At 70.5% G+C, this 24,325-nt stretch carries 22 protein-coding genes; 8 read left to right on the top strand and 14 right to left on the bottom strand.

Annotation, left to right across the window (positions count from 1 at the left end):
* Positions 1 to 54 precede the first annotated feature (54 nt).
* From ACWEN6_RS32340 to ACWEN6_RS32325, 4 genes are all read right to left on the bottom strand, one after another.
* A complete protein-coding gene (locus tag ACWEN6_RS32340) occupies positions 55 to 1,068 on the bottom strand; it encodes an SDR family oxidoreductase (RefSeq protein ID WP_452575555.1) in 1,014 nt (337 codons plus the stop codon).
* Positions 1,065 to 1,319 (bottom strand): hypothetical protein, encoded by a 255-nt coding sequence (locus tag ACWEN6_RS32335; RefSeq protein ID WP_452575553.1) that lies wholly within the window; start codon positions 1,317 to 1,319, stop codon positions 1,065 to 1,067. The genes ACWEN6_RS32340 and ACWEN6_RS32335 overlap by 4 nt, the downstream gene beginning before the upstream one ends.
* 171 nt (positions 1,320 to 1,490) lie before the next feature.
* Entirely contained in the window at positions 1,491 to 2,387 is an 897-nt protein-coding gene (locus ACWEN6_RS32330) for a glycosyltransferase family 9 protein (RefSeq protein ID WP_452575551.1), read from the bottom strand.
* Positions 2,388 to 2,421: 34 nt separating this feature from the next.
* On the bottom strand, positions 2,422 to 3,639 hold the full coding sequence (locus ACWEN6_RS32325) for a glycosyltransferase (RefSeq protein ID WP_452575549.1): 1,218 nt from the start codon (positions 3,637 to 3,639) through the stop codon (positions 2,422 to 2,424).
* 412 nt (positions 3,640 to 4,051) lie between these two features.
* Here ACWEN6_RS32325 and ACWEN6_RS32320 point away from each other — a divergent pair, with 412 nt between their 5' ends.
* Both ACWEN6_RS32320 and ACWEN6_RS32315 read left to right on the top strand, forming a co-directional pair.
* Entirely contained in the window at positions 4,052 to 4,348 is a 297-nt protein-coding gene (locus ACWEN6_RS32320) for a BON domain-containing protein (RefSeq protein ID WP_354852034.1), read from the top strand.
* Positions 4,345 to 5,076, top strand: coding sequence for a metallophosphoesterase family protein (locus tag ACWEN6_RS32315; protein ID WP_354926242.1), 732 nt, complete (start codon positions 4,345 to 4,347; stop codon positions 5,074 to 5,076). The genes ACWEN6_RS32320 and ACWEN6_RS32315 overlap by 4 nt, the downstream gene beginning before the upstream one ends.
* A 209-nt stretch (positions 5,077 to 5,285) precedes the next feature.
* Here the strand turns inward: ACWEN6_RS32315 and ACWEN6_RS32310 are convergent, their stop codons facing one another.
* From ACWEN6_RS32310 to ACWEN6_RS32295, 4 genes are all read right to left on the bottom strand, one after another.
* Complete coding sequence (locus ACWEN6_RS32310; RefSeq protein ID WP_189166679.1) at positions 5,286 to 5,435, bottom strand: GPGG-motif small membrane protein; 150 nt, start codon at positions 5,433 to 5,435, stop codon at positions 5,286 to 5,288.
* A gap of 176 nt (positions 5,436 to 5,611) precedes the next feature.
* Positions 5,612 to 6,145 (bottom strand): DUF6328 family protein, encoded by a 534-nt coding sequence (locus ACWEN6_RS32305; protein WP_452575547.1) that lies wholly within the window; start codon positions 6,143 to 6,145, stop codon positions 5,612 to 5,614.
* Positions 6,142 to 6,390, bottom strand: a complete 249-nt coding sequence (locus ACWEN6_RS32300) for a hypothetical protein (RefSeq protein ID WP_354852040.1) — start codon at positions 6,388 to 6,390, stop codon at positions 6,142 to 6,144. The genes ACWEN6_RS32305 and ACWEN6_RS32300 overlap by 4 nt, the downstream gene beginning before the upstream one ends.
* A gap of 32 nt (positions 6,391 to 6,422) precedes the next feature.
* Positions 6,423 to 6,980: a DUF1360 domain-containing protein gene (locus tag ACWEN6_RS32295; protein WP_452575545.1), complete on the bottom strand. Its 558-nt coding sequence runs from the start codon at positions 6,978 to 6,980 to the stop codon at positions 6,423 to 6,425.
* Positions 6,981 to 7,082: 102 nt separating this feature from the next.
* Here ACWEN6_RS32295 and ACWEN6_RS32290 point away from each other — a divergent pair, with 102 nt between their 5' ends.
* Positions 7,083 to 7,685, top strand: coding sequence for a nucleotidyltransferase family protein (locus ACWEN6_RS32290; protein ID WP_452575543.1), 603 nt, complete (start codon positions 7,083 to 7,085; stop codon positions 7,683 to 7,685).
* A gap of 67 nt (positions 7,686 to 7,752) precedes the next feature.
* Here ACWEN6_RS32290 and ACWEN6_RS32285 read toward each other — a convergent pair whose 3' ends face one another.
* The gene (locus tag ACWEN6_RS32285) at positions 7,753 to 9,060 is read right to left on the bottom strand and encodes an MFS transporter (RefSeq protein ID WP_452575541.1); all 1,308 of its coding nucleotides are present in this window, start codon (positions 9,058 to 9,060) and stop codon (positions 7,753 to 7,755) included.
* On the bottom strand, positions 9,047 to 9,664 hold the full coding sequence (locus ACWEN6_RS32280) for an ArsR/SmtB family transcription factor (RefSeq protein ID WP_452575539.1): 618 nt from the start codon (positions 9,662 to 9,664) through the stop codon (positions 9,047 to 9,049). Before ACWEN6_RS32280 ends, ACWEN6_RS32285 begins: the two co-directional genes overlap by 14 nt.
* A gap of 154 nt (positions 9,665 to 9,818) precedes the next feature.
* Between ACWEN6_RS32280 and ACWEN6_RS32275 the strand changes: the two genes are divergently transcribed.
* On the top strand, positions 9,819 to 10,310 hold the full coding sequence (locus tag ACWEN6_RS32275) for a hypothetical protein (protein ID WP_452575537.1): 492 nt from the start codon (positions 9,819 to 9,821) through the stop codon (positions 10,308 to 10,310).
* A gap of 120 nt (positions 10,311 to 10,430) precedes the next feature.
* On the opposite strand, the gene ACWEN6_RS32270 is transcribed toward ACWEN6_RS32275, so the two are convergent.
* The 4 genes from ACWEN6_RS32270 to ACWEN6_RS32255 all read right to left on the bottom strand — a co-directional run bounded on the left by ACWEN6_RS32270 (position 10,431) and on the right by ACWEN6_RS32255 (position 19,319).
* Positions 10,431 to 11,009 carry a hypothetical protein gene (locus tag ACWEN6_RS32270; RefSeq protein WP_452575535.1) on the bottom strand — a complete coding sequence of 193 codons (579 nt, stop codon included), beginning with the start codon at positions 11,007 to 11,009 and terminating at the stop codon, positions 10,431 to 10,433.
* A complete protein-coding gene (locus tag ACWEN6_RS32265; RefSeq protein ID WP_452575533.1) occupies positions 11,006 to 11,614 on the bottom strand; it encodes a hypothetical protein in 609 nt (202 codons plus the stop codon). The genes ACWEN6_RS32270 and ACWEN6_RS32265 overlap by 4 nt, the downstream gene beginning before the upstream one ends.
* 446 nt (positions 11,615 to 12,060) lie before the next feature.
* Positions 12,061 to 17,823, bottom strand: a complete 5,763-nt coding sequence (locus ACWEN6_RS32260) for a ThuA domain-containing protein (protein WP_452575531.1) — start codon at positions 17,821 to 17,823, stop codon at positions 12,061 to 12,063.
* A 212-nt stretch (positions 17,824 to 18,035) separates the two neighbouring features.
* Complete coding sequence (locus tag ACWEN6_RS32255; protein WP_452575529.1) at positions 18,036 to 19,319, bottom strand: ROK family protein; 1,284 nt, start codon at positions 19,317 to 19,319, stop codon at positions 18,036 to 18,038.
* A 239-nt stretch (positions 19,320 to 19,558) separates the two neighbouring features.
* Here ACWEN6_RS32255 and ACWEN6_RS32250 point away from each other — a divergent pair, with 239 nt between their 5' ends.
* The 4 genes from ACWEN6_RS32250 to ACWEN6_RS32235 form a co-directional block, all read left to right on the top strand.
* Positions 19,559 to 20,845, top strand: a complete 1,287-nt coding sequence (locus ACWEN6_RS32250) for an ROK family protein (RefSeq protein WP_452575527.1) — start codon at positions 19,559 to 19,561, stop codon at positions 20,843 to 20,845.
* Between the two features lie 260 nt (positions 20,846 to 21,105).
* Positions 21,106 to 22,593, top strand: a complete 1,488-nt coding sequence (locus tag ACWEN6_RS32245; RefSeq protein ID WP_452575525.1) for a sugar ABC transporter ATP-binding protein — start codon at positions 21,106 to 21,108, stop codon at positions 22,591 to 22,593.
* Positions 22,590 to 23,621 carry an ABC transporter permease gene (locus ACWEN6_RS32240; RefSeq protein WP_354852060.1) on the top strand — a complete coding sequence of 344 codons (1,032 nt, stop codon included), beginning with the start codon at positions 22,590 to 22,592 and terminating at the stop codon, positions 23,619 to 23,621. The genes ACWEN6_RS32245 and ACWEN6_RS32240 overlap by 4 nt, the downstream gene beginning before the upstream one ends.
* An 82-nt stretch (positions 23,622 to 23,703) precedes the next feature.
* Positions 23,704 to 24,325 (top strand): substrate-binding domain-containing protein (locus ACWEN6_RS32235; protein ID WP_452575523.1); only part of this gene is annotated, 622 nt, incomplete at its 3' end.

The following is a 24,325-nucleotide window of genomic DNA, read 5'->3' as shown; positions in this document are numbered from 1 at the left end:
CATGAGAAAGGCCGGCCCTGCGGGGCCGGCCTTCGGGGTCGGGTCAGGGCCGGGTCAGCGGCGGGTGGCGAGTCCGGCGGCGGTCGCGGCGGCGGCGGTGGCCAGGGCGGTCAGGACCAGGGCGCGGTGCTGGGAGAGCCACACCTGGACGCTGTGGTCCTTCGAGCGCCCGTCGAAGCTGCCATGGGCGCCGAAGTCGCGGTCGTCGTCGGCGGGTTCCCACAGGTTGGCGACGCCGGTCGGCCGCTTGTCGTCGGTCTGCTGCGACTTGACGCCCGTCCTGCCGAGGTAGCGGTCGATCAGGCCGGGGGCGATCCGCTCGCCGATGATGGTGGCCGCGGTGCTGCCGCCCACCCAGTACTCGCGCCGGGCGGGGTGCTCGGCCGCGAACACGACGGCTTGGGCGGCGACCTCCGGCTGGAAGATCGGCGGGACGGGCTGCGGGTGGCGGCGCAGCCGCGAGAGCACCCAGTCGAACTGCGGCGTGTTGACCGCCGGCAGCTGGACCATGGTGATCTGGACGTCGCTGCCCTCGTTGAACAGCTCGGTGCGGACCGACTCGGTGAACCCCTTGATGGCGTGCTTGGCGCCGCAGTAGGCGGCCTGCAGGGGAATGCCGCGGTAGGCCAGGGCGGAGCCGACCTGGACGATGGTGCCCTGGTTGCGCGGGCGCATCCGGCGCAGCGCGGCGCGGGTGCCCCACACGTACCCGAGGTAGGTCACCGCCGTGGTGCGCTCGTACTCGGCCGGCTCGACCTCGGTGAACGGCGCGAACACCGAGGAGAAGGCCACGTTGATCCACACGTCGATGGGGCCGAGGTCCTTCTCGATCTCGTCGGCGACGGCCTCGACCTGCTCGTGGTCGGCCATGTCGGCCGGGTAGACCTTGGCGGTGCCGCCTTCGGCGCCGGCCTCGACGGCGGCGTTCGCGAGGCCGGTCTCGCCGCGCGCGATGAGGGCGATCTTCGCGCCCTTCTCGCCGAGCATCCGCACCACCGCGCGGCCGACGCCGCCGCTGGCGCCGGTCACCACGACGACCTTGTCCTTCAGCACGTCTGGTCCTCTCATCCGGTGGAGCGCGGTCCGAGGCCGAGGCGGCGCTGGCGCCGTACGGCGAAGATGATGTCCACGACGGCGATCACGGCGATCACGCCGAGGACGACGGCCACGATGGTCGCCTTGGCCACCAGCGCGAGCGCGCCGAGGGCCAGCGCGAGGAAGATCGCGAACGAGGCCAGGCGGATGTGGATGACATCGCGAGGTGTCGCGGTCACCATCGGCTTGCCCGTCTCCGATCGCTGTTCCGGTGTTTCACTCATCGTGGGCACCCCTTTCCGGTGAACATTTCCCATACCCGACAAATCCGACGTCATGTGCGCTCCTGCCAGGTGGCGGCGGAGCCGACCGGCGCATCCGCATCCCCTCCCACCGCCGTCGTGCCGACTCCGTCCAGCTACCGTCGAGCGGTCGCTCCAAACCTCCCGCCCCGGTCAGTGGCACGCGACCGACAGCACTCTGCGGGCGGCCGACAGGACGTCCTCCACGGTCACCGCCCCGGTGTCGCCGCCCCCCGCGAGCGCCCGATGGAACGGACGGTCCGCCGGCGGCCCCCAGCGGGCGGGGGAGTCCGGGCCGAAGACGGTCACCGACGGCACGCCGTACGCGGTCGCGAGGTGCGCCGTCCCGGTGTGCGTGCTCACCACCAGGCGCGCGCCCGCGACCAGCGCGCACTGTTCGCGCAGGGACGTGCGCCCGGCGAGCACGCGGTGCGGGGCCAGCCCCGCCTGCGCCGCCACCAGTAGGGCCAGCGGGCGCTCCCGCCGCGTGCCGGTGACCACGACCCGCATCCCCTCGGCGGTCAGGGCCCTCGCGACCTCCGCGAACCGCTCCGGCGGCCAGCGCCGCGCCACGTCCCGCGCCCCCGGGTGGACCACGACCGAACCCGGCGCCGGATTGGCCACCAGCGGCACGGGGAGCGCCAGGTCACCGGGGTCCACGCGCGAGCCGTACCAGCGCACGAGCCTGCACCACCGCTCGACCTCGTGCTCGCCGTCCTCCCAGCCGGGACCCTTCAGCCGGGGGAAGGCGGGGTCGGCGAACCCCCACAGCCGCCGGGGCCGCAGGTCCATCAGCAGCCGGGTGCTGCGCGGCCCGGGCCCGTGCATGTTGACCGCGACGTCGGGCCGGCGGGCGCTCCACGTCAGCCCCTCCAGCCCGCGCACGGGGACGAACCCCTCGACGGCGCCGGTCAGCACGGCCAGGTCGCGCAGTTCGCCGGGCGCGGCGAGCACCACGTTCAACCCTCCCTGGCGCAGCGCGCGCAGGGCCGGCACGGCGGTCAGCAGCCCGCCGACGCCGAGCGCGCGCAACACCAGGGCGATGCTCATGGTCCCGGCACCCCGGGGATCACCGGCGAAGAGGTCATGACGCCTTCCTCTCGCCGGACGCGCCCACCCCGCCCGCGACGACCTCCTCGTAGACCGAACGCGTCCGCGCGCAGACCCGCTCCCAGCCGTAGAGCGCGCGGGCCCGCTCGGCGCTCGCCCTGCCGTACGCCGCCCGCAACCGCGGGTCGGCCAGCAGGGTGTTGACGGCCACGGCCAGCGTTCGCGGGTCGCGCGGCGGCACCAGCAGGCCGGTCCGGCCGTGGGCCACCGTCTCCCGCTGCCCGCCGACCGCGGAGGCGACCACGGGCACCCCGCACGCCATGGCCTCCAAAGCGACCATGCCGAACGGCTCGTACCACGGCACGCAGACGGCCACGTCGGCCGAGCGCATGAGCGCGGGGACCTCGTCGTGGGAGACGCCGCCCACGAACCGGACCCGCCCGGCCACCCCCGCCTCGGACGCGGCGCGGCGAAGGCGCCGCACCTCGGGGTCGTCGTCCAGCCGGCCCGCGGACGGGCCTCCGGCCACGATCAGCTCCGCGTCCGGGATCATCCGCATCGCCTCGATCAGCGTGCCGACGCCCTTGCGCGGCACGAGCCGTCCGATGGACAGCAACCGGGGCCGGCGGGGGCGTGGCACGACGGGCCCGTCCGGGCGGAAGATCGCGGTGTCGACGCCGCAGGGCACCGTCCGGATCGACGGCGGCGGCGCGTTCATCCGCGTCAGCTCCTGCACTTCGTCGAGGCAGGTGGCGATGATCCGGTCCACCCGGCGGGCGACCAGGCCCTCGGCCTGCGGGCGCTCGCGCGGGCTGGTGTCCTCGGCCCCCTGGTGCCGCTGCTTGACGACACCGAGTGCGTGGAAGGTCTGGACGACGGGGACGCCGAGGCCGCGGGTCGCGGCCAGGGCCGCCAGGCCGCTCATCCAGTAGTGCGCGTGCACCACGTCGGGGGGCTGGAAGGTCCAGCGCTGCCGCAGCCAGTGCCCGAAGTCGGGGATGCAGGGCAGGATGTCGTCCTTGGAGACGCACCGGGGCGGCCCGGCGGGCACGTGGACGACGCTCACCCCCTCGGCCAGCTCGACCTGCTCGGGGATGTGCGCGCTTTCCCTGCGGGTGTACACCGTCACCTCGTGGCCCTGTGCGGCCAGGCCGCGGGCGAGCGCCGCGACGTGGACATTCTGTCCCCCCGAGTCGGCGCCGCCGGCCGAGGCCAGAGGGCTGGCGTGTTCGGACACCATGGCGATCTTCACCGTGTCTCCTCCAAGTCCGGCGGACGCGCCACGGCGAGATCGCCGGGTCGAGAATGCCCGGGCGACCGGGGATGGGCGGATCCGCATCGGTGACCTCGCTCGGCGAGCGCCGTCCGGCAAGGGCGCGAACAGGAACGTCCGCGGCGCCGCCGGAGCGGCGCCCGATCACTGAGGTGCACGGGGGCAGGGTGCACGGTTGTCACGATCGATCGCCGGCCGAGCCTTCGTGCGTTCCGCGTCGGCGATGTTCCGTTGTCCGGAAGGCGGGCTTGGCGTCCGGAGGCTTGAGTTCTCCCGCTCTTGCTGTTAGGGCACCCTTCTATCCTGAAAGCAGAGGACCAAACCTCCCCGGTTTCGCGGCCTGAACGGCGGGCATGCGAATCCTGATTGGCCGATCCAAGGGGGGTAGACGATGTCTTACGAGGCCCCGCATCACGTCGTCCCGCATCACGACGCTCCGCACTACGACGCTCCGCACTACCTGGCCGCCCGTGTGCAACGGGCGCTGGCGGAGGATGAGCGCACCTACGAGCTGGGGATCCGTGTGCTCATCAGAGGCGACCAGCTCTTCCTGCGCGGCCAGGTGGAGTGCGACGAACGGCGCCGGCTCGTGGCCGCGGTGGCAGGAGACACCGCGCCGGGCCTGACGGTCCACAACGAGGTCACGGTGGTCGAGATCAGAGGGCCGGGAGAAGAGGAGACCCTGTGAAGATCAGAGTCGCGGCCGTCGGGGACGTCCACCTCGGCGAGGATCTGCGCGGGCACTACCGAAGAAGGCTCGACGGCATCGAGGAACACGCCGACGTCCTGATGCTCGCGGGTGACCTGACCCGGCACGGCACGCCGGAGGAGGGCAGGGTCGTGGCCGAGGAGTTCCGCGACCTGCCGATTCCGGTCGTCACCGTCCTGGGCAACCACGACTACCAGTCCGACGCCGAGGACGAGATCGTGGCGTTGTTGCGCGACGCCGGCATCCAGGTGCTCCAGGACGAGTCCACGATCATCGAGTGCGGCGACCTGCGGCTCGGGGTGGTGGGCGGCAAGGGCTTCGGCGGAGGGTTCGCCGGCAAGTGCGCGAGCGAGTTCGGCGAGCCGCAGATGAAGGCGTTCGTCCGGCACACCAGAGAGATCTCCGAGCTCTGGCACAAGGCGCTCAAGAGCCTGGACACCGATCACCGGGTCGTGCTCAGCCACTACTCCCCGGTCAAGGACACCCTCGCGGGCGAGCCGCTGGAGATCTATCCCTTCCTCGGCAGCTACCTGCTCGCCGAGGCGGTCGACGCCGAAGGGGCCGACCTGTTCATCCACGGGCACGCCCACTCCGGCGTGGAGAAGGGCCTCACCCCGGGCGGCGTCCGCGTCCGCAACGTGGCGCTCCCGGTGCTGCGCCGGGCGTACGCGGTGTACGGCCTGGGCGGCGAGGACCCCGAGCGCTGACCGCCGCGCCCCGGGGGCGGCGCGACCCACCGCCCCCGGCGGGCCCGGACGGGGAGATCCCGAGACGGCGGGCACGACGTGGAACGGCGAGGATCGACGTGAACGGGGAACGAGGAACGAGGACGGGCAATGGGCAACGGGGAACGGCGGACCGGATGACCGGTCCGCCGTTTCCGCGTCTCACACGCCCCGCGATGTGCGGGGCGTGCCTAAGGATGAAAGATGCTTACGCCACCCGGGCCGACGAGCAACCCGACGACGATGAGGACGATCCCCCAGAGGAGATCGCGACGGGCCAGGATGACGTAGATCCCGGCGATGACCAGAACGACGGCGATGAGCCAGAGAAGTGTACCCATGGGCATCCCACTGCCCTGACAAATGCCCTATTAACGTGTTAGCGGATCAACTTCTCTCAAGGCTTGGTCAAGACGCCGCCCCAGGTGCCGAGCCGATTCCGCCGGCACCGTCTCTCCGCCGGTCGCACGCGGTGCACCGACCGGGCCCGGCGCGCCGGCCACCTCCGAGCCGCCGATCATGAGGTCCCCGGCCGGACGGCGGACGCGCGGCTCTCACGCCTTCTGGCGAGGGACACCAGCGGCTGCACGAACCACAGCCAGGCGCTCAGCCCCGCCACCCCGCCCGCCAGCAGCGCCGCGGGCAGCACGCCGAGGAACGCCTCCACGACCAGCCCGGTCGAGCAGGTCATGGACAGGGCCAGCGCGATGCCGCCCACCACGCCGAGCCGGTTGGCCCGGTGCAGCATCATCTCCTTCAGCGTGCTGCGGAACAGGATGCGGTGCTGCGTCGCCGGGGCGATGAAGCAGACCGACGCCATCGCGGCACTGAGCATCGCCACGTAGAACAGCCAGCGGCCCGCCTCGTCCACCTTGCCGAAGCCCGCGGAGAAGGGAAGGGTCAGCAGGAAGGCGAACAGCACCTGCACGCCCGTGGCCGCCACCCGCAGCCCCTGCAGCAGCTCGCCGAGCTCGCGGTCCACCCGTTCCTTGTGGGTCTCGTCCGACTCCTGCCCGGTGGGGTCGTGCCCGGTCACCTCACCCAAGGTCATCGGCGTGCCCTGTACCCTTCGCGGCGGTGCGCCCGCGCAGCCCGCCGCCCATAGAGCAGGGCGGCCCCGAGCGAGGCGTAGGCCAGCAGCCCCATCATGATCGTCAGCCACATGACGCCGGCCGCGCTCGCCACCACTGTGAGAAGGGTGGAGGCCGCCAAGGCGATCAGCGCGTAGCCGAACCATCTGCCGTACGGGTTGTCCTGGAACACCTTCAGCGACGTGCCGAAGGGGATCTCCGTCATCACTCCTCCTCTTCTTCTAATTTCTGTCCTTCTTATTTCTGCTCGCCGTCCCCGTCGTTCCCGCCCCGCCCGCCGGGGTTCTCCGCCGCCTGCATCAGCCGCGAGTACGCGAGCTGGAGCCAGTCGGAGATCGCGACGGCGGTCATGGTCGCCCCGGCCAGGCGGGTGAAGCGCGGCGCCCAGACCATGCCCGCGGCGTAGCCGGTCGCGATCCACTGCGCGATGCAGAAGGGGCAGGTCACCAGCTCGCCGACGGCGTGCCTGACGCCGTGGCCGCGGACCTCCTCCCTCAGTTCGGCGGGTCCACTGAGTCCGGCGTACCGTGTGAAAGGTGCCCGGAGCGGGCTCGTGACCGGGTCCTTGGTGATCGTTCGGGAGAGCCGATGCGTGCTCACACCCATCAGCAGCAGGTCGAGAACGGCGATCCGCTCAGGCGGCCGTACGCCCGTCGCCCTTCCCAAGGCCACCAGGCCCGCCACCGCGCCGCCGTATACGCCAAGGACGCGCAGGTAGGAGCCGAGCGGCCGGTCTGCGCCGTTCCCGTAGGCCCGTTCCTCCTTACGCAGCGTCTTGGTCAGATTGTTCGCCATAGGTCGCCGCCTACCCCCGGCCGCGGTGACCATGCCCAGCGTTTGGCGAGGGGCGAGACGGGTACGGAAGATCTCCAGCCATCGCTCGTATGGGGGTGAGCCTTGGGAAGTCACACGCATGAGGTCACCGACGCGATCATCGACACGTTGAAGCGCGCCGGGTCGGTTCTCAAAGCCGACGGGGTGCGGTTCGCCCTCGCCGGAGGCTGCGCGGCGTACGCGCGCGGAGCGGCGCCGTCGTTGCACGACGTCGACTTCGTCCTGGTCGAGGAGGACGTGCCGCGCGCGCTGGAGATGCTCAAAGGGGTCGGCTTCCGCACCGCGAAGCCCCCGGAGGACTGGCTGGTCAAGGCGTTCGACGAGGGCGACCGGCTCGTCGACCTCATCTTCCGCATCGAAGAGCGCCCGATCACCGCCGAGATGATCGCCCGGTCGACCATGATCAACGTCGCGGCGCTGAACCTGCCGGTGCTGGACGCCACCGACCTGGTGATCTCATGGATCCTGCCCATGTCGGAGCACAGCTGCGACTACGGCTCGATCCTGCCGCAGGTGCGCGCGCTCAGGGAGCAGGTCGACTGGGACCGGGTCGCCGTCGCCGCCTCCACCTCGCCGTACGCCTCGACGTTCCTCACCCTCCTGGACCGCCTGGGCGTCGCCTGCCCCAAACCACCCCCCGAACACGCCGACACCACCTGGCCCTGACCCCCGGTGGCTCGACCCCATACGGGCCGCCGGGTCCCTTGTTCGTGATCGAGGGCATCGGTCTAGGTCAGCGAGGCGATGATCGCATGTCGGTACCGCTGTCCTCAGCCATCTGACGGTCCGGGGTCAGGGAGCGGATGCGGGGGATCGGCGAGGGGAGTAGCCAGAGCAGCGACAGTGCCCCGCCGACGGCGGCGATGAAGAGGGTTCCCCGCAGGCCGATGAGGGTGGCGAGGAGGCCGCCCAGGACGGCGCCCACCGGACGTGAGCCGTAATTGATCGTGCTGAACGCGCCGGCTACCCGGCTGCGCATGCCGTCGGGGATCACGTTCGCCTGCAGGGAGTTGAGGTTGACGTCGAAGAGCATGACGCCGACGCCGGAGAGGAATTCGGCCAGGGCCAGGGCTCCGGCGCGAGCCCAGAGGGGGCCGTCCGCAGCGGCGGCGATGGCGATCGGCGCCGGGAACAACACGGCGCCGACGACGATGCTGCGGCCCACGCCGATTCGTCGCGAGATCCTGGGGGCGATCATCGCGCCGAGGAGCGAGCCGGTGGCGCCGATCCCGAACGCCATGCCGATGACTCCGGCGGTCAGTCCGAGGTTCCGGCTGGCGTACAGCACGAGCAGCCCGCTGCCCGCGACGAAGGTGAAGAAGTTGACGGTCGCGGCGCACCCGAGGCCCGCCCGCAGCACGGGGTGGCGGACGACGAACACCAGTCCCTCCCTGGCACGCCGCAGAAGCGAGGGCGCCGCGTGGTCATGAGCGGCCGGCGGTTCGCCGATCGAGACCCGGCCGATCAGGACCGCTGACGCCAGGAATGTCAGCGCGTCGACGACGACGGCGAGGGGAGCGGTCAACGCCTGGACCAGAGCGCCGCCGATCGCCGGTCCGGCGACGTACGACGCGGACCGGCCGGCACTGAGCTTGCTGTTCGCGTCGACGTAGGACGACCTGGCCACCAGGTGGGCGAAGAAGGGCGGATAGGCGGTGTTGAACAGCACTCCGGCCGCGCCCGTCAGCAGGGCCACGGCGTACAACTGGACCAGCGTCACCGCTCCCAGGAGGTAGGCGGCCGGGAGGGAGAGCAGCACGGCCGCGCGCACCAGGTCGGCGAGAACCATCAGGCGCCGCTTGTCGGCGCGGTGGTCGACCCAGGCGCCGAGGACGATCGCGAGCAGGTTGGGGGTCCAGATGAGCGCGGTCAGCCACGCCACCTGATCGGCCGAGGCCTGCAGCGCCCCCACGGCGATCAGCGGCAGGGCCAACTCGGTGATCCGGTCGCCGAACTGCGAGACCGACTGGCCGGCCCAGAAACGGCGGAACCGCCGATCACGCCACAGCGATACGGCTACGGCCTGGTCAACGGCGCTCATGACGGCCCGCTGGTCTGCTCCTCGCCACCTCCGGCAGGACGTAGCGCAGCAGCCGGACGCCACGGCCGTCGGCCGGACGCGCGGCCTGCTCACGCGTCACGTAGGGCGCGAGAACCCGCTCGATCGCGTCCTCGATGGCGGCGAGTTCGTCAGGGGAGACGACGACGCGGGTGTTGGCCAGACCCGCGAGCCTCAGCCACTCCGGTTCGAGTTCGGGCTCGACCTCGGCGGCCCACCGGCTCGCCAGGTCCGCCGAGCGCAGGAACATCTCCCGGGACAGAACCCGCGCGGCCGCCCTGCCCTCCGCATCGTCGGGATCCTCCGGCATCTCGAACCGGAAGCCGCGCGCCACCGCCTCCCATCGCCGCTGGCGGCGATCAGGGCCGGGCTCGGCATCGCGGACCAGCCCGAAGCCGGCCAGGTGCCGCAGATGCCAGCTCGTCACCGACGGCGTCGCTCCCACGTACGGCGACAGCTCCGTCGCCGTCGCCGCCCCGTACCGCTGCAGCCGCTCAAGGATCGCCAGCCGCACCGGATGCGCCAACGCCCGCATCGCCTGCGGATCAGTGATCTCGATATCACCCAGACGATTCCCAGTCTCCATACGTGAGAGTGTCCTCTCACATATCCTGAGAGTCAACTCTCACATCTCCAGCGCCGGGCCACCAAGGATCTGACAGCCGAATGAACGATCCGGCAGGTATTGTTCTCGACCGCGCCGGGCTCGAATGCCCTGGAACAGCGGGAAGGACGTGTCCGTGGCTGTGTTGATGTCGTCGGCGACCGACTTGTTCAAGCCTCTGTACGGCCACTTCATTCTGGCCGACCAGGATGGCCTCACCGATGACAGCGAACAGCCGTGGGAGCTCGGCGGCGACTGGTTCGAGACCACACCCAATGTCATGGTCATCAGAACCGCCGCGAGTGAGGACCCGCTCGGACTGCACACTGCCGGCTTCGCATTCGAGACGTGGAACGGCAGTCCACCATCGTCGTCGGCAGAAGCGTGGGACACGTACGTGAGCGACCAGGTTCTGTTGACCTCGGGCCGGATCAACCTGACCGACATCGAAGGCGGGACATCGCCCGTAACGATCGACCTGGGCGCAAGCGGTCAAGTCTGGTACGTCAGAGCCCATGTCCGTGTGCGGCGCCTGACCGATGACGAGATCGCGGAATACGAACTGGACGCCGAGGACTACGAGGCGGAGTCCTTCCTCCTGCAATTCTGGCCTGCCACCGGTCAGTGACGCCCAGGAGCACGCTCGGGCGTGCCTTCCGCCGCGATCTCCCCGGCACCCGTCCAGGATGGGGTGCCGGGGCCGTGGCGCCGGGCTCGTGGGGCTCGCCGGACTCGGCCGTGGCGCGGGTCAGGGGTGGGAGCGGGTGCGGCGGAGGTAGAGGACGGCGGCGGTGGCGGCGGCGAGGGTGAGGGCGCCGATGAGGAGCAGGGTGCCGAGGGGGCTGTCGTCGCCGGACTCCGAGTTGGCCGCCGCGGCGTTGTCCAGGGCGGGGGCCTTCGGCGCCGCGTTGTTCAGCGGTGCGGGGGAGGCGGCCGCCTGCTCGGCGGGGGCGGTGGGGTCCTGGGCGGTCACCTTGACCGTCTTGTGTGCCTTGCCGGGGTCGGTGGCGGTCACCGTGACCTTCCACTCGCCGCTCGGCAGCGGCTCGGCGGCGTGGTAGAGGTTCTGGCCCTCGGATGAGGATCTGAGGGGGATCGGGCCGAAGGAGCGGCCGTCGGTGGAGGTGGCGAGCAGTGTCGCGGTGACGGTCTCCGTGACGGGGTGGTTGTCCTCTTTGTAGGTCACCAGGACGTTGATGTTGTGGGCGCCGTCACCGACCACCTCCAGCTTGATCGGCCCGCCGTGGGCGGAGGCCGCCGATGCGCCGAGCAGCAGCGCGAGTCCGGACAGCAGGACGGTCATGGCGTATCTGAGTGTCATGTTCACGGGTGGTGCCCCTCGGGTTCGGTGTCGGGGGTGAGCGCCCCGTCGCCGGGTGGTGCCTGCAGGAAGACGTGCTGGTGTCCGTAGCCGGCCTCGACGTTCACGGCGTCCAGTGCGGTGGCTCCGACCGACCAGGTGAACAGCGCGTCGGAGCGTTGCCGCGCGGCCCGTTCCAGCGCGCTCGCGGCGGACGGTCCGCGCAGGTCGCGCGCCGCGGCGTAGGCGTCGACGGTGGTGGCGAGCTGCCGGACGGCGGAGGCGAGACTCGACCTGGCCACGTTGGTCGCGGTCTCGCCCGAGGGCGGGTCGGCGAAGCTCGCGACGGCCGCGGTGGCCGCCTCGCGCCACTTGTCGACGTCCGCGGAGGTCACCGCGGCGGGGCCGGCGGCGGCGTCGCCGTCGGGCATGGCCAGGGCCAGTCCCTCCAGCACGGGCGCGAGCCGGTCGCGGGTGGTGCGCGCCAGCGCGGTGAGGTCCTTGATCTGCGTCTTGTCGCGGAGGGCGGCCTGGGTCCGCAGCTGGTCGGCCATCCGCTCGGTGGAGTCCGGCCCGGTCACCGCGAAGACCAGGCCGCCGGACAGAAGCGCCCCGAGCACGAACGCGGCCACGAGCGTCCAGACCCGGGACGCGTTCCAGGTCCTGGGTGCGTTCCAGGCCTGAGGTGCGCTTCCGGGCCGGGGCGCGTTCCAAGTCCGGGACGCGCTTCCGGCTCGGGGCGCGTTGCCGGCGCGGGGTGTGCTTGCGGTCCGGGGCGTGCTCCCGGTCCGGGACGCGTGCTCGGTTCGAGACGCGTTCTCGGTGCGAGGTGCGTTCTTGGTCCGGGACGGAGTGCGGACGGGTGAACCGCCGGCCGGGGGGTTCTGGGACGCTGACGAGTTCCGGACCGGCGTCGCTTTCCTGTTCTGGCCGATGACCGCCACCTCCTCAGGGCGCTTTCGGGGGATAGTGGGGCGGGTGCCCCGTGACGCGTGTCACGGGGCACCCTGGGTTCAGCGGGGCACCGGGTCTCCTTCCGGTGGCCCGGCGCCCCTGGGGGCCGGGGCCCCGCTGGTGATCAGTTCTTCGGCGTGCCGCCGTACCGGACGATCAGCGTGTCCGCGTCACGCACGAGCGTGGTGCGGACCTGCGCGTCCTTGACGACCTTCTTGTCGTTGACGACCTTCTTGAAGTCCTCCAGAGCCTTGACGATCTTCTTGTCGTTGTTCTGGTCCTTGCCCTTGCCCTTGTCGCCGTGGCCGTGGCCGTGGCCGTTGTCGTCCTCGGCCTTGCGGACCTCGGCGATCGCCTTCTGCAGCTTCTCGGCGGCCTTGCGGTCGAGCTTCTTCTCCTTCTCGAAGCGGTCGATCAACCGGCCGATCTCGGCGGTAGAGGTGGCGATGGTGAACTTCACCGTCTGTGCCGTGGTGTTGCCGGCCTTGTTGACGGCGGTGACGGTGAGCGTGTGCTCGGCCAGCGACAGCGGGTACAGCGCGACGACGGTCCCGGAGGTGATCGTCTGGCCGTCCAGCGTGCCGGTGACCGACTTCAGGCCGGACCCGTTGTCGATGGCCTGCCAGGCGACCTTCAGGTCCTGGCTGTCGCCGTACTGGGCGCCGTTGGCGACCCCGGTGACCATGACGGTCGGGGCCTTGGTGTCGATCTTGACCGTCACGGCCTTGACGTCCTCGACGTTGCCGGCCTTGTCGGTCGATCGGTACTGCAGCTCGTGCTGTCCCTCACCGGAGATGTCGACGACCGTGGTGTACGGCGTCCAGGCGCCCTTGTCCAGCGAGTACTCGGTGGAGGCCACGCCGGACGCCTGGTCCGCCGCGGTCAGGGTCACCGGCACGGCGCCGTTGTGCCAGCCGTCGTCGTTCGCCGGAGCGGACGCCGCGGTGGTCGTCGGAGCCGTGGTGTCCACCTTGACCTCGAGGGTCTTGGCGTCCTCGACGTTGCCCGCCTTGTCGGCGGAACGGTAGGCGAGGGTGTGCGCGCCGTCACCGGAGACGACGATCGCCTCGGTGTAGGCGGTCCAGGCGCCGCCGTCCAGCTGGTACTCGGTACGGTCGACCCCGCTGCCGTTCTCCTCGTCGGCGGCGGTCAGCGTGACCTGCGCCGACGCGGTGAACCAGCCGCTGTCCGGCTGCGCCGGGTCGGTCGTGGCGCTCGTCACCGGGGCCGTCTTGTCGGACTGCTCGACCACCTTGGAGAGGTGGAAGTAGTCGAACTTGACGGTCGCGGACTTGGTCTGGCTCGCGCCGAAGGCGAACAGGCCGATCTTGCCGCCGTTGGCCACCACGCTGTTGCGCACCGGGGTGTTCGCGGCGATCTCGGTCCAGGTGGTGCCGTCGGCGGAGTAGAACCCGCTGAAGGCGTCACCCTTCTTCACCAGGCGCAGCCACCACACGCCGCTGGTGACATTGCCCAGCTGCGGCTGCGGGTCCTGCACGGCGCCGCCGACCTCGCTGCGCAACTCCAGACGGCGGGCGACCGCCGAGCCGGGGGTGCTGTCGGCGACCAGGTCGAACTTCACGTAGTCGTCGTCACCGGTGTAGACGATCAGACCACCCTGGTGGTACTGCTCGCTGATAGCCGATCCGTCGAGCTTGGTCTCCAGCGTCCAGTCGCCCTCCGGCGCCGGCTGCAGGATGAAGTTCTTCGGCGAGCTGTTGCCGGTCCCGTAGATGTCACCCGCCTGGGTGTCGATCTCCAGGTTGCCGCCGGTCACCCGCGCCGCGGTGGGGTCGGGGCGCACCGAGGCGTCCCAGCGGCAGCCGTCGAGGGAGGTCCCGTCGAACTCGTCGTCCGTGCCCGGCCTGGTGGCCTTGTCGTCCGGCGTGATCTGGAACCAGTCGAACGCCGCGTCCACCACCGGGTGGTTGGCGCCGGCCAGCGAGAGGAAACCGATCTTCGGGTTGGTCATCCCGGCGAGCGGCTTGGTCTGCGACATGGCCGTGAAGGTGACGCCGTCGGAGGAGTAGTGGGCGGTGATGTTGGTGCCGTCGCTGACGAACCGCACGTACACCGTGTCGGGATAGGTGTCCCCGAGCTGGGCGGAGTTGCTCGCCGTGACCTCGTTGGGGGCGCCCTTGTCCTCCCGGATGAACTGGAAGACGCGGTTGGCGTGGGAGTTGTTGCCCCGCGCCTGCAGCACCATCTTGGCGTAGTTGTCGTCGTCGCCGTAGATGATCAGGCCCGCCTGCTGGTACTGGTCGCGGGCGTTCATCGTCAGCTTGGTGGTGGCCGTCCAGGCCCCCGACGGCGCCGGCTGCACGACGATGTTGGTCGTGTTGCCGCCCGCGCTGTAGATGTCGGTGGTGGACGTCGGGATGATGAGCTTGCCGTCCACGACCTTGAGGTCCTGGTTCTCCCGGATGACCGACCAGCGGTCACGGTCGAGCGTGGTCCCCAGGAAGTCGTCGGAGCGGCCGGTGAAGCACTGCGTGGCCGGCGCGTCCACCTTGACCGTGACCTTGGCGGTGGCCACCGCACCCTTGGTGTCGGTCACCGACACCGTCGCGGTGTAGGTGCCCGGCGCGTTGTAGGTGTAGCTCGCCGCGGCGGTCGTCGGCTCCGGAGCCCCGGCCACGCCGAAGTTCCACTTGTAGGTGAGCGGCTCGTCGCCGTCGGGGTCGGTCGCCGTCGCGGTGAAGTCGACCTTCAGCGGAGAGGTTCCCGTCGTGGGCTTCGCCGACGCGGTGACCAGCGGGCGCTGGTTCTCGGTGACGCCCTTGCCGATGAAGTCGACCCAGTTGGCGTTGATCAGGAAGGCGTCGTTGGCCGCGCTCGCCGGCTTGCGCACGACGAAGTACAGCGTCCCGGTCTGCGCCGGGGCGTCGGTCAGGTTGATCGTGACGTCGGTGAACGTCTGCCAGCCTCCGGTGCCCTGCACGTCGGCCGATCCGATCAGCTGTCCGTTCACCGGGTCGCCCAGCCGCACCTGGACGGTGCCGCCGGAGGTGGCCGACGAGACGCGCAGCCGGACCGCGCTGATGTTCCCCAGGTACACCGGGGAGTAGGACCACCAGTCGCCGTCCTGGATGTTGCCGATGTTCTTGGTGCCGCCCTGCGGGTCGGTGGTGTCCTCCACCTGGACGCCCGGGGCGTCGGTGCCCGTGCCGCCCGCGGCGCGGCCGGTCTGGGTGAAGTGCTCGGCCTGCTTGCGCTTGGGCTGCAGGATGACCTGGCCGCGTCCGGTGAGGGACTTGGCCGCGCCGCCGGCGCCGCCCTTGTCGGCGTAGGTGGCCTCGATCACGTAGAAGAGGTTGTCGTCGATTCCGTGACCGTTGTCGGTGAGCGTCTGCAGCACACCCTCGCAACCGGTGTGCTGGTCGAGGGGGTGGGAGTGGCTGTCGTGACCGAGGAACGCCTGGACCTGGACCTTGTCACAGTCGATGTCCCCGTCCTCGGGGTCGGTGACGGCGACCTTGTACTTCACCTGGTCACCGAACTCGAAGAAGCCTCCGTCCGGCGGCGGGAGCAGGGTGACGGTCGGGCGGGTGTTGCCCGCGACGATCGGCACGCTGGCATTGGCGGTGACGCCCTCGGGGTTGGTGATCGTCAGGACCGCGCTGTAATTGCCCGCCTTGGTGTAGGTGTACGACGGGTTGGGGTCGGTCGAGTCGGTCGTGCCGTCGGCGTCGAAGTCCCACGCGTAGGTGATGGTCTTGCCGTCCGGGTCCCGTGAGCCCTCGCTGGAGAACTGCACGGTCAGCGGCGCCGGGCCGTCGGTCTTGTCGGCCGAGACGCGGGCGACCGGCGGGCGCACGCCCTTGGTGTAGTCGACGCGGTAGACCCCCGAGTCGGCGTTGTCGCCGCCGAAGCCCGATCCCCACTCGATGAGGTACAGCGCACCGTCGGGGCCGAACTTCATGTCCATGGGCTTCTTGAAGCTCAGGGTCTTGAGGATCTGGTTGATCTTGACCAGCTTGGCGCCGTTCTCGTCGAGCTGGAACGAGAACATCTGGTTGTTGTTCCACTCACCGAAGATCGCCTTGCCGTCCCAGTACGCCGGCCACTTGGTGGCCGACTGCAGGTCGGGGTTGTACCGGTAGACCGGTCCGCCCATCGGCGCCCCGCCGTGCAGCTCGGGGAAGTTCTGCGCGTCGGTGTTGTAGTGGTACCAGACCGTCGCCGGGATCACCGGCGGCAGGTTGGTCAGGCCGTCGTTGTTGGGCGAGTCGTTGACCGGCGCGTCGCAGTTGAACGGCGCTCCGGAGGTCTTGGTCGCGAAGTTGTAGTCGACGAACGGCTTGTTGTTGCCGTTGCAGTACGGCCAGCCGTAGTTGCCCGGCTTGGTGACCAGGTTCCACTCGACGGTGTTCTCCGGACCGCGGTTGGCGTTCGCGGAGTTGGCGTCCGGGCCGTACTCGGCGACCATGGGACGGCCCGTCTTCGGGTCGAGGCCCATGCGGAACGGATTGCGGAAGCCCATGCCGTAGATCTCGGGCTTGGTCTTCGCCGTTCCCGCGGGGAACAGGTTGCCGGAGGGGACGGTGTAGGTGCCGTTGGTCTCGGGGTGGATGCGCAGCAGCTTGCCGCTCAGGCTGTTGGTGTTGCCGGCGCTGCGCTGGGAGTCCCAGGAGGACCGGCCCGCCTGCTCGTCGAGCGGCGCGTAGCCGTCCGAGGCGAACGGGTTGGTGTTGTCACCGGTGGCGAGCCACAGGTCGCCGGTCTTGGCGTCGATCACCATGCCGCCGCCGTGGTGGCAGCACTCGGCCCGCTGCACCGGCACGTCCATGATCTTCTTCTCGCTGGACATGTCGAGGGTGTCCCCGGTGACCGTGAACCGGCTGAGCCGGTCGACGTTCTCACCCGCCGGCGAGTGGTACAGGTACAGCCAGTGGTTGGTGTCGAACGCCGGGTCCAGCGCCAGTCCGAGCAGGCCGCTCTCGTTGGCGGTGAAGACGTTCAGGTGACCGGCCGTGACGGAGCCGCCGCTGGTCTTGATGATCTTGACGTCGCCCAGCCGGTCGATGTAGAAGACCCGGCCGTCCTTGGCCACGTCCAGCATCATCGGGTTGGAGGTGTTCTCGTCGAGGCTGACCTTGTCGAAGCTGTCGCTCTGCGAGGCCGAGCAGTCGGCCTTCACGGCGCCCGCGGCGGTCTCGATGCCGCCGAGCAGCATCTTCAGGAAGTTCGGCTCGGCGTAGCTCTCCTTGGTGTGGCCGAGGCCGGTGTACCAGGAGCGGCCGCCGTCGTAGTCCTGGCACCACACCGTCGGGTGGTCGATGCCCATGGTGGCGCCGGTGTAGGACTTCTCGTCCATCGACGCCAGCACGTGCACGGTGCCGCGGGGGTTGGACTGGTAGTCGTACCACTCGTCGGTGCGGGTCCACGACGTCGGCAGCCCCTGGGTGGAGGGGTGCGCCGGGTCCTCGACCTTGACGGTTGCCTGCTGGATGGCCGGGTGCTGCTTGAAGTACGCGCCGACCAGCTTGCCGTACCACGCCCAGTTGTAGCCGCTGTCGGAGGCGGCGTGGACACCGGCGTAACCGCCGCCGGCCTGGATGTAGCGCTGGAAGGCGTCCTTCTGGTCCTGCGTGCCCAGCGGGTCGCCGGTCGTGGACATGAAGATGACGGCCTGGTACTGCGCCAGGTTCTCGTCGGTGAACTTGGTGCTGTCCTCGGTCGTGTCGACCGCGAAGTTGTTCTCCTGGCCGAGCTTCTGGACGGCCGCGATGCCCTCGGGGATCGCGTCGTGCCGGAAGCCGGTGGTCTTGGAGAAGACCAGGACCTTGAAGTCGGGGGCCGCGGCGCTCGCCGTGCTCTCGGCGTTCGCGGCGCTCGGCGAGGACACCAGGAAGGTGAGGATGGGGAGGACGAGGGCGAGGGCCATCGTCGCCGCCGTCGTCCGAATGAGACGACGGTGATCTGCTGGCAGGACCGCGGTGAACGGCCTGGCCCACGTTCGAGAACGTGGTGACATGGGAAACCCTTTCCTGACCGGGGGGACGTCAGGCAAGGCGCGCGCCGCCGCGCTTGTTGCCGCTTGCTGAGATGGACACTGCGGTGACTGGAGATGTGCCGTCTCCAGGTACTGGGAGGCCGTCAGGGAACCGCCGGCCTGGGTAAGGAACTCATGATCGTCGTTGGGTCGTCGATGAGGTGGTTGACCACCATGCTCGCGGCGCCGCGGGACGCGGCGCCGAAACCTAGATCAGAGGCGATGAATCTGCACTGGGGGGCGGGGCCGGCCACGACGAGCCGCTCCAGCTCCGCCTGGGCGTGCGGCAGCAGCCACTCGGCCAGCGTGGCGAAGTAGCCGCCGACGACGATCACGCGCGGGTTGAACAGGTTGGCCACGATCGAGCCGCCGAGCCCGAGCCACCGTCCGACCTGCGTGACCGCCTCCAGCATGTCGCGGTCGCCCGCGGCCAGCCTCCGGGCGATCTCCGTCGCCCGTTCCTCCGGGTCGGACACCGGGAGGCCGGGCAGCGTGTACGCCTGCTCGGGCATCGCCGCACGCGCCAGCGCCGCGAGGCCCACCTTGGTCTCCCAGCAGCCGTGCCGCCCGCATCCGCAGCGGGCGCCGGCCGGGTCGACGGGCAGGTGCCCCACCTCCCCGGAGAAGCCGTCCGCGCCGCGCAGCAGCCTGCCGTCGACGATGATCCCGCCGCCCACGCCGACCTCGCCGGTGAGGTAGACCATGTGCGGCGTGCCGGCGGCGACGCCCGAGGTGTACTCGGCCAGAGCCGCCAGGTTGGCGTCGTTGTCCACCATCACCGGCACGCTGAGCGGGCCGAGCGCGGAGGACAGCCGATCGGCCAGCGGCAGGTCGTGCCAGTCGAGGTTGGGCGCGAACCTCACGACGCCGCACGCGACGTCGACCAGGGCCGGGATCGCCACCGCGACGCCGGCCGGGACGGCCCCGGCCCGCTTCATCGCCTCGATGGCCTCCCGGGCGACCAGGCCGAGCCGGCGCAGTGACCTGTCGGCGCCGCTGCCCACCGCGTCGAAGCTGACCCGGCGCTCCACCAGGACGTGACCGCTGAGGTCGCGGCCGTGGACCGAGATGTAGTCGACGTTGATCTCCAGTCCCAGCGCGCCGACGTGGGCGCCGTGCAGCGCCACGGCCCGCCGGGGACGGCCGACCGCGCCGACGTGCTCGATGCCCACTTCCCGCACCAGGTCCCATTCGAGGAGCTCGGCCACGAGGTTGGAGACCGTGGCCCGGTGCAGGCCGGTCGCCTCGGCGATGTCGGCTCTGGAACGTGACACATGGTCGCGAAGCTGCCGCAGCACCGATGACAGGTTGGCCCTGCGCAGTGCGGTGGCGCTCGTGGGCGGGGCGGTGCCGCTCGCCGCGCGGATAAGGCGGGGGTCCTGGGTCACGCGGTCACCGCCCTTCGTTTATCTCTGTGATCAATTAATGAGGTTTGTAACACGGAGATGTCCGGTATGCACTCCATTGCGAGGTAACGAGTTGGCATCGCGCCGGAGAACGGCAGGTCAGCAGCAAAAAACCTCGCGTTACGGGAACGTTACACAGCTCGTCGCCCCTCGCCGCTTGTCTCATCCGGGTGTGTATGTCTTTAATTCGGCGAGCCATGCGAATCAATTAAGGGAGGGCCGTGGAGCACAACCAGCCCGACGGCCGCCTCGTCGAACCGAGGGGTCTCGGCCGACCGGCGGGGCTTCCCGCCGACCAGACCACGGTTCGCCGTTCCAACCTCTCCCTGGTGCTTCGCCATGTCAGCGAACGCGGGCAATGCTCCCGGTCGGCGGTCGCCGTCGAGACCGGCCTGAACAAGACCACCATCACCAGCCTGGTGGGGGAGTTGCAGGCGCGGGGACTGATCAAGGAGATCGGGCCGCAGCACGCGGGCTCCGTCGGGCGGCCGAGCCTCGCGCTCACCCTCGACGGCGCGAGGGTCGGCGCCCTCGGAGTGGAGGTGAACGTCGACTACGTCGCCGCGTTCGCCACCGACCTGGCGGGACGGGTGCTCATCGACCGCAGGATCGGCTTCGACGCGATGGGGGCCGGCCCCGGCCGCTCCCTCGGCAAGCTCTCCCAGGTGATCGACAAGGCCGTCACGGACCTCGACCGGCTCGGAGTCGCGCTGGCGGGGATCACCGTGGCCATCCCCGGACTGGTGAACGCCGCCACGGGCACCGTCGTCGTCGCCCCCAACCTCGGCTGGCACCAGGTGCCGGTGGTCGACCGGCTGAAGTCCGCCGGCATCTCCGCGCGGGTGCCCGTCACCATCGACAACGACGCCAACCTCGCCGCGCTGGCCGAGTACACCTCAGGGGTCGCCATGGGCACGCCCGACCTGGTCTACCTCACCGGGGAGGTCGGTGTGGGCTGCGGCATCATCTCCGGCGGCCGTCCTCTGAGCGGAGCGGACGGGTTCGCGGGCGAGGTCGGCCACGTCGTGGTCGACCCGTCGGGCGAGCCGTGCGGCTGCGGCAGGACCGGCTGCTGGGAGACCAAGGTGGGGTTGGCGGCGCTGGTGCGGATGGCGGTCCCCGACCACGCCTACGGCACCGACCGGCACCTCCTGCGCGATCCCGAGGAGCGACTGGCGGAGATCGACCAACGGCGGGCCGAAGGAGATCCCCGGGTCGACGCCGCCATCACCGAGGTGGGCCGGTGGCTCGGGCGCGGAACCGCGCTGCTGATCAACCTGTTCAACCCGCGGGCCGTCGTGCTGGGCGGATACTTCGCCCGGCTCGCCGACCGGCTCATCCCCGTCGCGCAGACGGAGTTGGACGGGCTGGGCATGACCGCCGTCACCGGCCGCTGCCGCTTCCTCGCCTCCACCCTGGGCTTCGGCGCGGCCGCACGGGGCGCGGTCAACGTCGTCATCCAGCGGGTGCTGTCCGACCCCACCACCATCGCGATCCGCCACTCGTAGATCCCTGGCACGGAAGGCAACGACCACCACCGCACCCTGACGCTTCCCTTCAGTCCTCACCGCCCTTCACCAAGCGTCCCGTTCGCCGGCCGCCGGTCAGAGCTGTGACGTCACCGTCCTCGCCGACTTCGGTGCCGTCCCAGTCGTGCCGTCTGACCCGGCCGGCGAACGGGATCCCCTCTCCCCGCTCGGCCGTCCAGACACACCCCCGGAGGCTCCCCGTGCCGCGGTCATCTCCCGACTCGGCTTCTCTCCTCGTCATGCGAGGAATCGTCAAGCAGTTCCCCGGCGTGCGCGCCCTCGACGGCGTCGACCTCGACGTCCGCGCCGGGGAGGTGCACTGCCTGCTCGGCCAGAACGGCGCGGGCAAGTCGACCCTCATCAAGGTGCTGGCCGGAGCGCACCAGCCGGACGAGGGCACCATCACCTTCGGGGGCGAATCGGTTCGCCTGACCAGTCCGACCGCCGCGATCAGGCTGGGCGTCTCCACGATCTACCAGGAACTGGACCTGGTCGACGGGCTGAGCGTGGCCGAGAACATCTTCCTCGGCCACGAGCCGGCCCGGATGGGGTTCGTCAGCCAGGGCGAGGTCAACCGCGCCGCCCGGGAGTTGCTGAGCGGGCTCGGCCACGGCGAGATCCGCCCGGCGACCGAGGTGGGCCGGCTGGCGCCCGCGGCCAAGCAGGTGGTCAGCATGGCGCGGGCGCTGTCGTACGACACCCGGTTGATCGTGATGGACGAGCCGTCGGCGGCCCTGGCCCACGACGAGGTGGCCAACCTGTTCCGGATCATCCGCGACCTCACCGCGCGCGGCGTGGCGGTGATCTACATCTCGCACCGGCTGGAGGAGATCCGCGAGATCGGCGACCGGGTGACGGTCCTGAAGGACGGGCGCACGGTCGCGGTCGGACTGCCGGCCAAGCAGACGCCCACCTCGCAGGTGGTCTCGCTCATGACCGGCCGCAACGTCGAGCACGTCTTCCCGCCCCGGCCCGCGTCCGGCAGCCACGAAGGCCGTCCGGAGATCCTGCGCGTGGAAGGGCTGAGCGTCCCCGGCCGGGTCAGGGACGTGTCGCTCACCGTGCGCGCCGGGGAGATCGTCGGGCTGGCCGGGCTGGTGGGGTCGGGCCGCTCGGAGATCATCGAAGCGGTCTACGGAGCCCGTCGCGCCGCGGGCCGGGTCGTCGTGGAGGGTGTCCCGGTGAGGGGTGGCAGCACCACCCGCGCCGTGCGGGCCGGCATGGGGCTCGCTCCCGAGGAGCGCAAGGCCCAGGCGCTGCTGCTCGACCAGAGCGTCATGCGCAACATCTCGCTGAGCAGCCTCGGCCGCTACGCCAGGTTCGGCTGGATGGACCGCCGCCGGGAGGCGTCCGACGCCTGGCGCCAGGTCGAGGACCTGGGCATCCGCCCCCCTCACCTGGAACGGCCGATCAAGAACCTGTCCGGCGGCAACCAGCAGAAGGCGGTGCTGGCGCGCTGGCTGATCAACGGCCGCAGGCTGCTGCTGCTCGACGAGCCGACCCGCGGCGTCGACGTCGGGGCCCGGGCGGAGCTGTACGCCGTCATCAGGAAGCTGGCCGACGAGGGGATCGGCGTGCTGCTGGTCTCCAGCGAGGTCCCCGAGGTGCTCGGCCTGGCCGACCGGGTGCTGGTCATCCGGGAGGGGCGCGTGATCCACGAGAGCGACGCCCGGGACCTCGACGAACACAACGTCCTCGACATGATCATGGAAGGAAGACCGGCGTGAGCGACTCCCTGAAGCCCGCGGTGGACGAACAGGGGACGACCGGCCGGTCACGGACCGGCGGACCCGCCTCTGGCACGACGACGCTGAACCGCCTGGGGGCGATCCCCCATCTCGGACTGATCATCGCGCTCGCGTTGCTGGCGGCGGTGGGCATGGTGACGGTGCCCGACGCCTTCGGCACCGGGTCCAACCTGGTGAGCGTGCTGTCGCTGACCGCGACCATCGGCGTGATCACCGTCGGCATGACCTTCGTGATCATCGGCGGCGGCATCGACCTGTCGGTCGGCGCCCTGATGGCGCTGGCCTCGGTGTGGGCCACCACGCTGGCCACGCAGGCCTACGGCCCGTTCGTGATGATCGTGTGCGCCGTCCTGGTGGGCGCCGGCGCCGGCCTGGTCAACGGGCTGCTGATCGCCTACGGGCGGATGGTGCCGTTCATCGCCACGCTGGCGATGCTGGTGGCCGCCCGCGGACTGGCGCAGCGCATGTCGGACCGCAGGACCCAGCTCGTGCAGCAGGGCAACGACGCGATCGTGGGGCTGTCCACGACGCGGGTTCTCGGCCTGCCCGTGCTGGTGTACATCTTCGCCGTCGTCGTGCTGCTGGGCTGGATCCTGCTGAACCGCACCACCTTCGGCAGGCGCACCTACGCGGTCGGCGGCAACCCCGAGGCCGCGCGCCTGGCGGGCATCGACGTGCGCCGCCACACCGTGCTGCTGTACGTGCTGTCCGGCCTGTGCTGCGGCATCGCGGCGGTACTGATCATGGCCAGGACGACGACCGGTTCGTCGACGCACGGCGATCTGTACGAACTGGACGCGATCGCCGCGGTCATCATCGGCGGCACGCTCCTCACCGGCGGCCGGGGGAGCATCATCGGCTCCATCCTCGGGCTGCTGATCTTCACGTTGATCACCAACCTGTTCATCCTGAACGGGCTGAACACCAGCGACCAGCTCATCGCCAAGGGGATCATCATCGTCGTCGCCGTGCTGTTGCAGCGGCGAAGCCTGGCGACAGGCACCTGAAACCGCGGAGCCCTCTCCGCTTCGCGGCGAAGGCTTCGCGGCCGGATCGCGCACGCGATCAGCTGCACCCAAAGGAGAGATCATGGAAAAGAACGTAGGCCGGCGCGGTTTCCTGGTGAGCGGCGCCGTCGTCGGCGCCGGCGCCCTGGTGAGCGCCTGCACGAGCAACGAGCCGGCCGCCGCGCCCTCCACCGCCGCCACCCAGGCCGCCGCGGCGGCGGGGACGGACAACGACAAGCCCGGCGAGAAGGTGGTCATCGGGTTCTCGGCGCCGGCGGCCGACCATGGCTGGATCGCGGCGATCACCAAGAACGCGCAGGACGCGGCGAAGAAGTACTCCGATGTGGAGTTCAAGCCGGTCGAGCCGACCAATGACATCAACCAGCAGATCTCGGCGGTGGAGTCGTTGATCGCCGCCAAGGTGAGTGCGCTGGTGATCCTGCCCAATGATGGTGAGCAGTTGAACCAGGTGGCTCGCAAGGCGATGGACGCCGGCATCCCGGTGATCAACGTCGACCGGGTCTTCCCCGACAAGCTCTCGTACCGCACCTGGATCGGGGGGGACAATTACGGCATGGGCGTGGCCGCGGGCACCTTCATCGGCAAGATGCTGAAGGACAAGGGTGTGTCCAACCCGGTGATCCTGGAGATCCAGGGCATCGCGACGCTGCCGCTGACCCAGGACCGCAGCAAGGGGTTCGCCG

This window comes from Sphaerisporangium sp. NPDC004334 (assembly GCF_053602655.1).
Note: the sequence above shows the minus strand (reverse complement) of the source record. Positions and strands in the feature narration are given on the sequence as shown.

Bases quoted from the DNA above. Each gene is read 5' to 3' on its own strand.
- ACWEN6_RS32245 (WP_452575525.1), top strand. From the start codon at position 21,106: ATGCGAGGAATCGTCAAGCAGTTCCCCGGCGTGCGCGCCCTCGACGGC.
- ACWEN6_RS32320 (WP_354852034.1), top strand. From the start codon at position 4,052: ATGTCTTACGAGGCCCCGCATCACGTCGTCCCGCATCACGACGCTCCG.
- ACWEN6_RS32310 (WP_189166679.1), bottom strand. From the start codon at position 5,435: ATGGGTACACTTCTCTGGCTCATCGCCGTCGTTCTGGTCATCGCCGGG.
- ACWEN6_RS32330 (WP_452575551.1), bottom strand. From the start codon at position 2,387: ATGAGCATCGCCCTGGTGTTGCGCGCGCTCGGCGTCGGCGGGCTGCTG.
- ACWEN6_RS32295 (WP_452575545.1), bottom strand. From the start codon at position 6,980: ATGGCGAACAATCTGACCAAGACGCTGCGTAAGGAGGAACGGGCCTAC.
- ACWEN6_RS32285 (WP_452575541.1), bottom strand. From the start codon at position 9,060: ATGAGCGCCGTTGACCAGGCCGTAGCCGTATCGCTGTGGCGTGATCGG.
- ACWEN6_RS32340 (WP_452575555.1), bottom strand. From the start codon at position 1,068: ATGAGAGGACCAGACGTGCTGAAGGACAAGGTCGTCGTGGTGACCGGC.
- ACWEN6_RS32335 (WP_452575553.1), bottom strand. From the start codon at position 1,319: ATGAGTGAAACACCGGAACAGCGATCGGAGACGGGCAAGCCGATGGTG.
- ACWEN6_RS32300 (WP_354852040.1), bottom strand. From the start codon at position 6,390: ATGACGGAGATCCCCTTCGGCACGTCGCTGAAGGTGTTCCAGGACAAC.
- ACWEN6_RS32305 (WP_452575547.1), bottom strand. From the start codon at position 6,145: ATGACCTTGGGTGAGGTGACCGGGCACGACCCCACCGGGCAGGAGTCG.
- ACWEN6_RS32260 (WP_452575531.1), bottom strand. From the start codon at position 17,823: ATGGCCCTCGCCCTCGTCCTCCCCATCCTCACCTTCCTGGTGTCCTCG.
- ACWEN6_RS32280 (WP_452575539.1), bottom strand. From the start codon at position 9,664: ATGGAGACTGGGAATCGTCTGGGTGATATCGAGATCACTGATCCGCAG.